This is a genomic window from Sabulicella flocculans (assembly GCF_045449635.1).
In the GTDB taxonomy this organism is placed as follows: Bacteria; Pseudomonadota; Alphaproteobacteria; order Acetobacterales; family Acetobacteraceae; genus Roseococcus.
In genome coordinates, this window is sequence record NZ_JBJJBR010000001.1 from 152,243 (window position 1) to 164,387 (window position 12,145).

Sequence of the window (12,145 nt, forward strand, 5' to 3'; positions counted from 1 at the left end):
AGAGCCTGGCGCAGCAGGGGCCGGGCGGCGGCTTCGCGGCCACCCATGCCCAAGGCAAGGCGCATGCCGAGCAGCCCACGCACTTCGCTTTCGACGAGGAGAGCGAGCGCGAGGTGGCCAAGTTCATCGCGCGCTACCCGGCCGGCAAGCAGGCCAGCGCGGTGATCCCGCTGCTCTACGTGGTGCAGAAGCAGATGGGCCGCGCCACCGGCAGCGCCTGGGTGCCGAAGGTGGCGATGGACGTGATCGCCGAGCGCCTGGGCATGCCGGCGATCCGCGTCTACGAGGTCGCGACCTTCTACCTGATGTTCAACACCAAGCCGATCGGCCGCTACCACCTGCAGGTGTGCGGCACGACGCCCTGCATGCTGCGCGGCTCGGACGAGGTGCTGCGCGCCTGCAAGGATGCGGGCGGGCTGAAGGGCTATGGCGACACCAGCGCGGATGGCAACTTCACCCTGACCGAGGTGGAGTGCCTGGGCGCCTGCGTGAACGCGCCGATCCTGCAGGTGGATGACGACTACTACGAGGACCTGGACTACGCCCGCACGGTGGAGCTGATCGAGGCGCTGAAGCGCGGCGAGCGGCCGCCGCATGGCAGCAGCATCGGCCGGCAGACCAGCGCGCCCGAGGGCGGGCCGAACACGCTGACCGGCGCGGAGGAGGGCTGAGCCATGGCGCTTTCCGACAAGGACCGCATCTTCACCAACCTCTACGGCACCCAGCCCTTCAACCTGCGCGACGCGCAGATGCGCGGCGACTGGGACGGCACGGCCGGCTTCATCGCCAAGGGCCGCGACTGGATCATCGAGGAGGTGAAGAACTCCGGCCTGCGCGGCCGCGGCGGCGCCGGCTTCCCGACCGGCATGAAGTGGTCCTTCATGCCCAAGGCCAGCGACGGCCGCCCGGCCTACCTGGTGGTGAACGCCGACGAGTCCGAGCCCGGCACCTGCAAGGACCGCGACATCATCCGCCACGACCCGCAGAAGCTGATCGAGGGCTGCCTGATCGCCGGCTTCGCGATGAACGCGGTGGCGGGCTACATCTACATCCGCGGCGAGTACTACAACGAGGCGATGGTGCTGGAAGCCGCCATCGCCGAGGCCTATGAGGCCGGGCTGCTGGGCAGGAACGCCGCCGGTTCGGGCTACGACTTCGACCTCTACGTGCATCGCGGCGCCGGCGCCTACATCTGCGGCGAGGAGACCGCGCTGATCGAATCGCTGGAGGGCAAGAAGGGCATGCCCCGCCTGAAGCCGCCCTTCCCGGCGGCGGTGGGGCTGTATGGCTGCCCGACCACGGTGAACAACGTCGAGACCATCGCCGTGGTGCCGACCATCCTGCGCCGCGGCGCCGGCTGGTTCGCCGGCTTCGGGCGGCCGAAGAACGCGGGCACCAAGGTGTTCTGCATCTCCGGCCACGTGAACAAGCCCTGCAACGTGGAAGCCGAGATGAGCATCCCGCTGCGCGAGCTGATCGAGCGCTACGCCGGCGGCGTGCGCGGCGGCTGGGACAACCTGCTGGCGGTGATTCCCGGCGGGTCCTCGGTGCCGCTGCTGCCCAAGCACATCTGCGACGACGTGCTGATGGATTTCGACGCGCTGCGCGAGCACCGCTCGGGCCTGGGCACGGCGGGCGTGATCGTGATGGACAAGAGCACCGACGTGGTGCGCGCCATCGCGCGGCTGGCGCATTTCTACAAGCACGAGAGCTGCGGCCAGTGCACCCCCTGCCGCGAGGGCACCGGCTGGATGAAGCGGGTGATGGACCGCATGGTGCGCGGCGAGGCGGAGCTGGAGGAGATCGACGTCCTCGAGCAGGTGACGCGTCAGGTGGAGGGGCACACGATCTGCGCCCTGGGCGACGCCGCCGCCTGGCCGATCCAGGGCCTGATCCGCCACTTCCGGCCCGAGATGGAACGACGCATCAAGGAGCGCCGGGGCCTGCCCCTGGCCGCGGAGTAAGGCGCGATGGCCAAGGTCAAGGTGGACGGCATCGAGGTGGAGGTGCCCAACGGCGCCTCCGCGCTGCAGGCCTGCGAGGCCGCGGGCAAGGAGATCCCGCGCTTCTGCTACCATGAGCGCCTGAGCGTCGCCGGCAATTGCCGCATGTGCCTGGTGGAGGTGGCGAAGGCCCCGAAGCCCATCGCCTCCTGCGCCTATCCGGTGATGGAGGGGATGGAGATCTTCACCGACACCGAGGTGGTGCGGAAGGCGCGGCGCGGCGTCATGGAGTTCCTGCTGATCAACCACCCGCTGGACTGCCCGATCTGCGACCAGGGCGGCGAGTGCGACCTGCAGGACCAGGCGGTGGCCTATGGCAAGTCCTTCTCGCGGTACGAGGAGGGCAAGCGGGCGGTGAAGGACAAGTATGTCGGCCCGCTGATCAAGACCATCATGAACCGGTGCATCCACTGCACCCGCTGCGTGCGCTTCAGCGCCGAGGTGGCCGGCGTGCCCGAGATGGGCGCCACCGGCCGCGGCGAGAGCATGGAGATCGGCACCTACATCGAGAAGGCGCTGACCACCGAGCTTTCCGGCAACCTCATTGACATCTGCCCCGTCGGCGCGCTGACCAGCCGCCCCTACGCCTTCGTGACGCGGCCCTGGGAAGTGGCGAAGACCGACAGCGTGGACGTACTGGACGCGCTGGGCGCGCCCATCCGCGTGGACACCCGCGCGGGCGAGGTGCTGCGCGTGCTGCCGCGCCAGAACGACGCGGTGAACGAGGAATGGCTGGGCGACCGCTCGCGCTTCGCGGTGGACGGGCTGAAGCGCCGCCGGCTGGACCGGCCCTGGGTGCGGCGCGACGGCAAGCTGGTGCCGGCAAGCTGGGCCGAGGCCTTCCAGGCCGTGGTGCAGGGCGTGCAGGGCAGGACGCTGGGCGCCATCGCCGGCGACACCTGCGATGCCGAGAGCCTCTTCGCGCTGAAGGCGATGCTGAACGCGCTGGGCTCCACGGCGCATGACGCGCGGCAGGACGGCGCGAAGCTGGATGCGTCGCGGCCCGACTTCTACCTCTTCAACAGCGGCATCGCCGGCGTGGACGAGGCCGATGCGCTGGTGATCATCGGCAGCAACCCGCGCGTGGAATCGCCGGTGCTGAACGCGCGCATCCGCCGGCGCTGGCTGGCCGGCGGCTTCCGCGTCGGCATGGTCGGCCCGAATGCGGAGCTGACCTACGCCGCCGAGAAGCTGGGCGAGGGGCCGCAGGACATCGCCGCCGCCGCGCGCTTCCTGGAGGGCGCGCAGAAGCCGATGGTGCTGCTGGGCCGCGGCGCGCTGGCGCGGCCGGATGGCGCGGCGGTGCTGGCGGCGGCCTGGGAGCTGGCGCGGACGGCGAATGCGCTGCGCGAGGATTGGCACGGCTTCAACCTGCTGCACCATTTCGGCGGCCAGGTCGGGGCATTGGATGTCGGCTTCGTGCCCGGTGCCGGTGCGCCGGATGCGGCGGCGATGGCGCAGGGCGCGGTGCAGGCGCTGTGGCTGCTGGCGGCGGATGCGGTGGACGCGGCGCCCGGCACTTTCGTGATCTACCAGGGCCACCATGGCGACCGCGGCGCCGCGCGCGCCGACGTGATCCTGCCTGGCGCGGCCTATACCGAGAAGGACGGCCTCTACGCCAACACGGAGGGGCGCGTGCAGAAGGGCCGCCTGGCCACCATGCCGCCGGGCGAGGCGCGGGAGGATTGGAAGATCATCCGCGCCGCCTCGCAATTCCTGGGCGTGACGCTGCCCTTCGACACGCTCGACGCGCTGCGCGCCGAGATGGTGGCGCAGCACCCGGCCTTCGCGCGCATCGACCAGGGGCCGGTGGCCGGCTGCACCGATGATGCCGGTCCGGCCGGTGGCGGCGCGCTGGATGCCGCGCCCTTCGCGCCGTTCTTCGGCAATTACTGGCAGGTGGACCCGATCACCCGCGCCAGCGAGGTGATGGCGGAATGCGTGCAGGTGATCCTGCCGCAGGCGGCGGAGTGAGGCGATGACGGAGTTCCTCAACTCGCCGCTGGGCATCCTGGCGCTGACGGTGGCGCAGGCGCTGGCCCTGCTGGTGCCGGTGCTGATTGCCGTCGCCTACCTCACCTGGGCCGAGCGCAAGGTCCTGGCGGCGATGCAGATGCGCAAGGGGCCGAACGTGGTCGGGCCCTTCGGCCTGCTGCAGCCCTTCGCCGACGCGCTGAAGATGCTGATGAAGGAAACCATCATTCCTTCCGGCGCCTCGCGCCTGCTGTTCATCGCCGCGCCAATGCTGACCTTCGTGCTGGCGATGCTGGCCTGGGCGGTGATCCCGGTGAATGATGGCTGGGCGATCGCCGACATCAATGTGGGCGTGCTCTACCTCTTCGCCATCAGCAGCCTCGGCGTCTACGGCATCATCATCGCCGGCTGGGCGTCCAACTCGAAGTATGCCTTCCTGGGCGCGCTGCGCTCGGCGGCGCAGATGGTGTCCTATGAGGTGTCCATCGGCTTCGTCATCGTCACGGTGCTGCTCTGCGTCGGCTCGCTGAACTTGACGGAGGTGGTGCGGGCGCAGGAGAACCTGTGGTTCGCCATCCCGCTCTTCCCGATGTTCGTGATCTTCTTCATCAGCGCCCTGGCCGAGACCAACCGCGCCCCCTTCGACCTTCCGGAAGGCGAGAGCGAGCTGGTGGCGGGCTTCTTCGTCGAATACTCCTCGATGAGCTTCGCGCTGTTCTTCCTCGGCGAATACGCCAACATGATCCTGATGAGCGCGCTCTGCGTCATCCTGTTCATGGGCGGCTGGCTGCCGCCGCTGCACATCGAGCCCTTCACCTGGGTGCCCGGGCCGATCTGGTTCGCGCTGAAGGTGGCGCTGGTGCTGTTCTTCTTCCTCTGGTCGCGCGCGACCTTCCCGCGCTACCGCTATGACCAGTTGATGCGGCTGGGCTGGAAGGTGTTCCTGCCCTTCTCGCTGGTCTGGCTGGTGCTGACCGCCGCCTTCCTCAAGCTCACGGGGCTGCTTCCGGCATGACGACGCTCGACCGCTTCGCGCGCTCCTTCCTGCTGACGGAGATCGTCGGCGGGATGATGCTGACGCTGCGCCAGATGTTCCGCCCCAAGGCGACCATCAACTACCCGCATGAGAAGTCGCCGCTCTCGCCGCGCTTCAAGGGCGAGCACGGGCTGCGCCGCTACCCGAATGGCGAGGAGCGCTGCATCGCCTGCAAGCTGTGCGAGGCGGTGTGCCCCGCCCAGGCCATCACCATCGAGGCCGAGCCGCGCGCGGATGGCAGCCGCCGCACCACGCGCTACGACATCGACATGACGAAGTGCATCTACTGCGGCCTCTGCGAGGAAGCCTGCCCGGTGGACGCCATCGTGGAAGGCCCGAACCTGGAGTTCGCCGTGGAGAACCGCGAGGAGCTGATGTACGACAAGGACCGCCTGCTGGCGAATGGCGACCGCTGGGAGCCGGTGCTGGCCGAGCGCCTGCGGCTGGACGCGCCCTACCGATGATCGCCGCATTCGCCTTCTACGCCTTCGCGGGCATCCTCGTCGCCTCCGCCGTCATGGTGGTGACGTCGCGCAACCCCGTGCATTCGGTGCTCTACCTCATCCTCGCCTTCTTCAACGCGGCGGGGCTGTTCCTGCTGGCGGGCGCCGAGTTCCTGGCGATGATCCTGGTCATCGTCTATGTCGGCGCCGTCGCGGTGCTGTTCCTGTTCGTGGTGATGATGCTGGACGTGGACTTCGCGCGGCTGCGCGAGGGCTTCCAGCGCTACGCCCCCTTCGGCGCCGTCATCGGCGGCATCCTGTTCCTGGAGCTGCTGCTGGTGCTGGGCGCCTGGAACTTCGCGCCCGAGGCGGCGGACCTGCGCCTGTCGCCGGCACCGCCCGGCGTCTCCAACACCGAGGCGCTGGGGCGGCTGATCTACACGGACTACATCTTCCTGTTCCAGGCGGCCGGCATGATCCTGCTGGTGGCGATGATCGGCGCCATCGTGCTGACGCTGCGCGACAAGCCGGCAAACTCGAAGCGCCAGGACATCGCGGCGCAGATCGCGCGTTCCTCCAAGCTGGCGATGGCGCAGCCGGCCCTGGGCGCGGGCATCGCGCGCGGGGAGATCTTGCGGCCGCTGCCGCCGGCGCCCGAGCCCAAGCAGGTGGCGCACGAGGGGGGGCACCACTGATGCTGACCATCGGGCTGGGCCACTACCTGACGGTGGCGGCCATCCTCTTCGTGCTGGGCGTCTTCGGCATCTTCATGAACCGCAAGAACGTCATCGTCATCCTGATGTCGATCGAGCTGATCCTGCTTTCGGTGAACCTGAACCTCGTGGCGTTCAGCGCGCGGCTGGACGACCTGGCCGGCCAGGTCTTCGCCATGTTCATCCTGACCGTCGCCGCGGCCGAGGCCGCGATCGGCCTGGCCATCCTCGTCATCTACTTCCGCAACCGCGGAACCATCGAGGTCGAGGACGTCTCGACCCTGAAGGGCTAGGCGCATGTTCGTCGGTGCCGTCTTCTTCCCGCTGCTGGGTGCCACCATCAGCGGCTTCCTGGGCCGCTGGATCGGCGACCGCGCGGCCATGTGGTCCACCGTGGTCTGCATGGCGCTCGCCGCCGCCTGCGGCGTCTCGGCCTTCGCGCAGGTGGCGATGGGTGGCCAGCCCGCCACCGAGGTGCTGCTGACCTGGATGGACGTGGGCGAGCTGGAGTTCGCCTGGGCGCTGCGCTACGACACGCTGAGCGCGGTGATGGTGGGGATGATCACCGTCATCTCAACGCTGATCCACCTCTATTCGATCGGCTACATGTCGCACGACGCGACGCCCTCGCGCTTCTTCGCCTACCTCAGCCTGTTCACCTTCATGATGCTGATGCTGGTGACGGCGGACAACCTGGTGCAGCTGTTCTTCGGCTGGGAGGGCGTGGGCCTCGCGAGCTACCTGCTGATCGGCTACTGGTACGAGAAGGAGAGCGCGAACGCCGCGGCGATGAAGGCCTTCATCGTCAACCGCGTCGGCGACGTCGCCTTCATGCTCGGCATGGCGCTCACCTTCTACGTGTTCGGCACGCTGGAGTTCGACGCCATCTTCGCCGCCGCCTCGGCGCGCGCGGGCGACACCTTCGCCGGCCTGCCGGCGATGGAGCTGATCGGCGTGCTGCTGTTCCTGGGCGCCATGGGCAAGTCGGCGCAGCTCGGCCTGCACACCTGGCTGCCGGACGCGATGGAGGGGCCGACACCCGTCTCCGCGCTGATCCATGCGGCGACGATGGTGACGGCGGGCGTGTTCCTGATGTGCCGCATGTCGCCGGTGATGGAGTACGCGCCGGTGGCGCTGTCCGTCGTCACGGTGGTGGGCGCCTCCACCGCGCTGTTCGCCGCGACCATCGGCTGCGTGCAGAACGACATCAAGCGCATCATCGCCTACTCCACCTGCTCGCAGCTGGGCTACATGTTCTTCGCCGCAGGGGTGGGGCTGTACCAGGCGGCGATGTTCCACCTGTTTACCCACGCCTTCTTCAAGGCGCTGCTGTTCCTGGGCGCGGGCTCCGTCATCCACGCGATGAGCGACGAGCAGGACATCCGCCGCATGGGTGGCATCTGGAAGAAGATCCCCGTCACCTACGCGGTGATGTGGATCGGCTCGCTGGCGCTGGCGGGCATCCCGATCTTCGCCGGCTACTACTCCAAGGACGCCATCCTGGAAGGCGCGATCGCCGCGCAGACCGGGGTGGGCACCTACGCCTTCGCCTGCGGCATCCTGGCCGCCTTCCTCACCGCCTTCTATTCCTGGCGGCTGCTGATCCTGACCTTCCACGGCAAGCCGCGCGCCGACCACCACACCATGGCGCACGTGCATGAGAGCCCGGCGGTGATGCTGGTGCCACTGCTGCTGCTCTCGGTCGGCGCCATCGCCACTGGCTTCACCTTCGCGCCCTACTTCATCGGCGACCTGCAGGAGCAGTTCTGGAACGGCGCCATCTTCAACCTGCCGGCCAAGCACATGATGGAGGCGCTGCACCACGCCCCCCACTGGGTGCCGACGGTGGCGAAGGTCACCGCGGTGTCGGGCATCCTGCTGGCGGTGCTGCTCTACGGCTTCCTGCCGCAGGTGCCGGGGCGCATCGCCGCCGCGGTGCCCGGGCTGTACCGCTTCCTGCTGAACAAGTGGTACTTCGACGAGCTGTACGACCGCATCTTCGTGCAGCCGGCGAAGCGCCTGGCGCGGGTGTTCTGGCAGGTCGGCGACGTGCGCATCATCGACGGCATGCCCAACGGCGCCGCCGCGGCCGTGGCGGGCACCGCGCGCGGCGTCGCGCGCATCCAGACGGGGCGGGTGGCGAACTACGCCTTCGCGATGATCATCGGCCTCGTCCTCTTCATCTCCCTCTTCCTGCTGGGCCGCTGACCATGAACGCCGCGGGCTTCCCCCTGCTTTCGCTCATCACCTTCCTACCGCTCGCCGGCGCGCTCATCATCATGAGCTTCCGCGGCGAGGAGGCGGCGGTGGCCGCCAACGCGCGCTGGACGGCGCTGTGGACCAGCCTGATCACCTTCGCGCTCTCGCTCATCCTGTGGTTCCGCTTCGACAAGGCGAGCGCCGACTTCCAGTTCGTCGAGCGCCTGGAATGGCTGCCGGAGTTCGGCATCTCCTACGCCATGGGGGTGGACGGCATCTCCGTGCTGCTGGTGCTGCTGTCCACCGCGCTGGTGCCGCTGTGCATCCTCGCCTCGTGGGAGAGCGTGGGCCGGCGGGTGCGGGAGTACATGGTCGCCTTCCTGGTGCTGCTGACCATGATGGTCGGCATGTTCTGCGCCATGGACCTGCTGCTGTTCTACGTGTTCTTTGAGGCGGTGCTGATCCCGATGTTCCTGATCATCGGGGTGTGGGGCGGCGCGCGGCGGGTCTACGCCGCCTACAAGTTCTTCCTCTACACGCTGCTGGGCTCGGTGCTGATGCTGCTGGCCATCGTGGCGCTGTGGTTCAGCGCCGGCACCACCTCCATCCCGGAACTGGCGGAATTCGACATCCCCTTCGCCATGCAGGTGTGGCTGTTCCTCGCCTTCTTCGCCTCCTTCGCGGTGAAGGTGCCGATGTGGCCGGTGCACACCTGGCTGCCCGATGCCCATGTGGAGGCGCCGACGGCGGGGTCCGTCATCCTGGCCGGCGTGCTGCTGAAGATGGGGGCCTACGGCTTCCTGCGCTTCTCCCTGCCGCTGCTGCCGGAGGCGAGCGCCTACTTCGCCCCCTTCATCTTCGTGCTGAGCATCGTGGCGGTGGTCTACACCTCGCTGGTGGCGCTGGCGCAGCAGGACATGAAGAAGCTGATCGCCTACTCCTCCGTCGCGCACATGGGCATCGTCACGCTGGGCATCTTCACCTTCAACCAGCAGGGGATCGAGGGCGCGCTGTTCACCATGCTGGCGCACGGCGTGGTTTCCGGCGCGCTGTTCCTCTGCGTGGGCGTGCTGTACGACCGCGTCCACTCGCGCGAGATCGCGCGCTACGGCGGCGTGGCCAAGATCATGCCGGCCTACGCGTTGGTGTTCATGCTGTTCACCATGGGCAGCGTTGCGCTGCCCGGCACCGCCGGCTTCCCGGGGGAGTTCCTGGTGATCCTGGGCGCGTGGGCGGTGAACCCCTGGGTGGCGCTGGGCGCCGCCACCGGCATGGTGCTGGGTGCGGCCTACATGCTGTTCCTCTACCGCCGCGTGGCCTTCGGCAAGATCACCCGCGACGACCTGCGCTCGCTGCTGGACCTCAGCCCTCGGGAGTACGCGACCTTCGCGCCGCTGATCCTGCTGACGCTGTGGATGGGCATCTCGCCGCAGTCCTTCCTGTCTTTCTTCTCGGCCACGGTGTCGCAGATGGTGCAGCAGCACCAGGCCGCGATGCAGGCGGCCTCCCGTCTCGCGGGGCTTTGAACGCATGAACTGGCAACTCGCCCTCCCCGAGATCGTGCTGGCCGTCGCGGCCTGCGCCATCCTGCTCTTCGGCGTGCTGCCGAAGCGCGACATGACCTTCCCGGTCGCCATGGCGTGCATCGGCGCGCTGCTGCTGACCGCGGTGCTGGTGCTGATGCAGGGCGAGGGCACGGCCTTCGCCGGGCAGTACGTCGCGGACGACTTCTCCGCCTTCATGAAGATCCTGGCGCTGGCGGCGGCGGCGCTGTCGGTGCTGGTGGCGCTGGACTGGAACGAGAAGGAAGGGCTGAACCGCTTCGAGTTCCCGGTGCTGATGCTGCTGGCCAGCCTGGGCATGATGGTCATGATCTCGGCCAATGACCTGATGTCGCTCTACCTGGGGCTGGAGCTCCTCTCGCTGCCGCTCTACGTGCTGGCCGCCTTCGACCGCGACAACCCGCGCAGCGCCGAGGCGGGGCTGAAGTACTTCGTGCTGGGCGCGCTGGCCTCCGGCCTGCTGCTCTACGGCGCCTCGCTGGTCTACGGCTTCGCCGGCACCACCAATTTCGACCGGCTGGCCGACGCGCTCTCGGTCGAGGGCGGGGTGGCGGCGGGCGCGGTGGTGGGCATCGTGTTCATCATCGCCGCGCTGGCCTTCAAGATCGCCGCCGTGCCCTTCCACATGTGGACGCCCGACGTCTACGAGGGCGCGCCGGTCACGGTGACCGCCTTCTTCTCTGCCGCGCCCAAGGTGGCGGGCATCGCGCTGCTGGTGCGCGTGCTGGCCGGGCCGTTCGGCGACACCGCGGCGCAGTGGCAGCAGGTGATCGTGCTGGCCTCGCTCGGCTCCATGGTGCTGGGCGCCCTGGCCGCCATCGGGCAGAGCAACATCAAGCGGCTGATGGCCTATTCCTCCATCGGCCATGTCGGCTTCACGCTGATGGGCCTTGCCGTGGGTGGCGAGACGGGGCTGCGCGGCGTGCTGGTCTACATCGCCATCTACGTCGCCATGAACCTGGGCTCCTTCGCCGTGCTGGTGGCGATGCGCCGCCAGGGCCGCGCGGTGGAGAAGGTGGACGACCTGGCCGGGCTGTCGCGCACCGACCCGATGATGGCGCTGGCGATGGCGGTGTTCATGTTCTCCATGGCCGGCATCCCGCCGCTGGCCGGGTTCTTCGCCAAGCTGTACGTGCTGCTGCCGGCGGTGGAGCAAGGGTTCTGGCTGCTGGCGACGGTGGGCGTGCTGTCCTCGGTGGTTTCGGCCTACTACTACCTGCGCATCGTCAAGGTGATGTATTTCGACGCCGATGCGGGGGCGCTGGATGCGCGCCCGGCCGGCGTCTCGGTGGTCTTGGGCGCCACCGGGCTGTTCACCGCCTTCTTCTTCCTGTTCCCGGCGCCGCTGCTGGCCGCCGCCCGGCAGGCGGTGGCGGCGCTGATCGGGTGAGCGCATCGGAGGACCGCACGGCCGAAGGGCCCGGAGGTCCGGATCCGATGCGCGGGATGCGCGAAGGCGCGTCGGATGACCGCGAGGTGGCAGCGCCCGCCGGCGGGCATCCGACCCGGGGCGCGCTCGACTGGCGCCTGCAGGTGTTCGAGGCGCTGGACAGCACGCAGGACACGCTGCTGCACCTGGCGGAAGCCGGGGAGCCCGAGGGGCTGGTCATCCTGGCCCGCCGGCAACTGGCCGGCCGCGGCACCCAGGGGCGGGGCTGGGAGGGGCCGGCCGGCAACCTTGCCTTCTCCGTGCTGCTGCGGCCGAAGGCGCCGGCGCGGCTGCTGCCCCAATATGGGCTGCTGGCCGCGGTGGCGCTGCACGAGGCTGCGTCGCGCCACGCCCCGGTGCGCCTGAAATGGCCCAATGACCTGCTGCTGGGCGGCGCCAAGTGCGCCGGCATCCTCGCGCAGGCGCATGTGGCGGCGGATGGCGGCATCGGCTGGCTGGTGCTGGGCATCGGCGTGAACCTGGCCCACGCCCCGGAGGTGCCCGGCCGCGCCACGGCCGCGCTGGGCGCGCTGCCGCCCGAAGCCTTCGCCGGGGAGGTGCTGGCCGCGCTGGGGCGCTGGCTGCTGCGGGCGCGGCTGGAGGGGTTCGCTCCGGTGCGGCAGGCCTGGATGGCGGCCGGGCCCGCGGACGGCGAGTGGCTGTCCGTGCGGCGCGGGGCGGTGCGCCTGGCCGGGCGCTACGAGGGGCTGGCGGAGGATGGCGGGCTGCTGCTCGCCACCGGCGGGCGCGTGCACGCGCTGCACGCCGGCGAGGTGGAAGGGTAGG

Annotated in this window: 11 protein-coding genes; all 11 read left to right on the forward strand. The window is 69.3% G+C overall.

Annotated elements, in window-relative coordinates; genetic code table 11:
• The first annotated feature begins 113 nt into the window (after positions 1–113).
• The 11 genes from ACI6QG_RS00820 to ACI6QG_RS00870 all read left to right on the forward strand — a co-directional run bounded on the left by ACI6QG_RS00820 (position 114) and on the right by ACI6QG_RS00870 (position 12,144).
• On the forward strand, positions 114–671 hold the full coding sequence (locus tag ACI6QG_RS00820) for a complex I 24 kDa subunit family protein (RefSeq protein WP_407023038.1): 558 nt from the start codon (positions 114–116) through the stop codon (positions 669–671).
• A 3-nt stretch (positions 672–674) separates the two neighbouring features.
• Positions 675–1,964, forward strand: coding sequence for an NADH-quinone oxidoreductase subunit NuoF (gene nuoF / locus ACI6QG_RS00825; RefSeq protein ID WP_407022657.1), 1,290 nt, complete (start codon positions 675–677; stop codon positions 1,962–1,964).
• A 6-nt stretch (positions 1,965–1,970) separates the two neighbouring features.
• Positions 1,971–3,977, forward strand: coding sequence for an NADH-quinone oxidoreductase subunit NuoG (nuoG, locus tag ACI6QG_RS00830; protein WP_407022658.1), 2,007 nt, complete (start codon positions 1,971–1,973; stop codon positions 3,975–3,977).
• Positions 3,978–3,981: 4 nt separating this feature from the next.
• Positions 3,982–4,992: an NADH-quinone oxidoreductase subunit NuoH gene (gene nuoH / locus ACI6QG_RS00835; RefSeq protein WP_407022659.1), complete on the forward strand. Its 1,011-nt coding sequence runs from the start codon at positions 3,982–3,984 to the stop codon at positions 4,990–4,992.
• Positions 4,989–5,477, forward strand: coding sequence for an NADH-quinone oxidoreductase subunit NuoI (nuoI, locus tag ACI6QG_RS00840; protein WP_407022660.1), 489 nt, complete (start codon positions 4,989–4,991; stop codon positions 5,475–5,477). Before nuoH ends, nuoI begins: the two co-directional genes overlap by 4 nt.
• Positions 5,474–6,151, forward strand: coding sequence for an NADH-quinone oxidoreductase subunit J (locus tag ACI6QG_RS00845; protein WP_407022661.1), 678 nt, complete (start codon positions 5,474–5,476; stop codon positions 6,149–6,151). Before nuoI ends, ACI6QG_RS00845 begins: the two co-directional genes overlap by 4 nt.
• Positions 6,151–6,462, forward strand: coding sequence for an NADH-quinone oxidoreductase subunit NuoK (gene nuoK / locus ACI6QG_RS00850; protein ID WP_407022662.1), 312 nt, complete (start codon positions 6,151–6,153; stop codon positions 6,460–6,462). Before ACI6QG_RS00845 ends, nuoK begins: the two co-directional genes overlap by 1 nt.
• Positions 6,463–6,466: 4 nt before the next feature.
• Positions 6,467–8,377: an NADH-quinone oxidoreductase subunit L gene (gene nuoL, locus ACI6QG_RS00855; protein ID WP_407022663.1), complete on the forward strand. Its 1,911-nt coding sequence runs from the start codon at positions 6,467–6,469 to the stop codon at positions 8,375–8,377.
• A gap of 2 nt (positions 8,378–8,379) precedes the next feature.
• Positions 8,380–9,894, forward strand: coding sequence for an NADH-quinone oxidoreductase subunit M (locus ACI6QG_RS00860; RefSeq protein WP_407022664.1), 1,515 nt, complete (start codon positions 8,380–8,382; stop codon positions 9,892–9,894).
• A 4-nt stretch (positions 9,895–9,898) separates the two neighbouring features.
• The gene (gene nuoN, locus ACI6QG_RS00865) at positions 9,899–11,320 is read left to right on the forward strand and encodes an NADH-quinone oxidoreductase subunit NuoN (RefSeq protein ID WP_407022665.1); all 1,422 of its coding nucleotides are present in this window, start codon (positions 9,899–9,901) and stop codon (positions 11,318–11,320) included.
• An 86-nt stretch (positions 11,321–11,406) separates the two neighbouring features.
• Entirely contained in the window at positions 11,407–12,144 is a 738-nt protein-coding gene (locus tag ACI6QG_RS00870) for a biotin--[acetyl-CoA-carboxylase] ligase (protein WP_407022666.1), read from the forward strand.
• The last annotated feature ends 1 nt before the right edge of the window (position 12,145 follow it).

Bases quoted from the DNA above. Each gene is read 5' to 3' on its own strand.
- nuoL (WP_407022663.1), top strand. From the start codon at position 6,467: ATGTTCGTCGGTGCCGTCTTCTTCCCGCTGCTGGGTGCCACCATCAGC.
- nuoN (WP_407022665.1), top strand. From the start codon at position 9,899: ATGAACTGGCAACTCGCCCTCCCCGAGATCGTGCTGGCCGTCGCGGCC.
- ACI6QG_RS00860 (WP_407022664.1), top strand. From the start codon at position 8,380: ATGAACGCCGCGGGCTTCCCCCTGCTTTCGCTCATCACCTTCCTACCG.
- ACI6QG_RS00845 (WP_407022661.1), top strand. From the start codon at position 5,474: ATGATCGCCGCATTCGCCTTCTACGCCTTCGCGGGCATCCTCGTCGCC.
- nuoF (WP_407022657.1), top strand. From the start codon at position 675: ATGGCGCTTTCCGACAAGGACCGCATCTTCACCAACCTCTACGGCACC.
- nuoH (WP_407022659.1), top strand. From the start codon at position 3,982: ATGACGGAGTTCCTCAACTCGCCGCTGGGCATCCTGGCGCTGACGGTG.
- nuoG (WP_407022658.1), top strand. From the start codon at position 1,971: ATGGCCAAGGTCAAGGTGGACGGCATCGAGGTGGAGGTGCCCAACGGC.
- nuoK (WP_407022662.1), top strand. From the start codon at position 6,151: ATGCTGACCATCGGGCTGGGCCACTACCTGACGGTGGCGGCCATCCTC.
- nuoI (WP_407022660.1), top strand. From the start codon at position 4,989: ATGACGACGCTCGACCGCTTCGCGCGCTCCTTCCTGCTGACGGAGATC.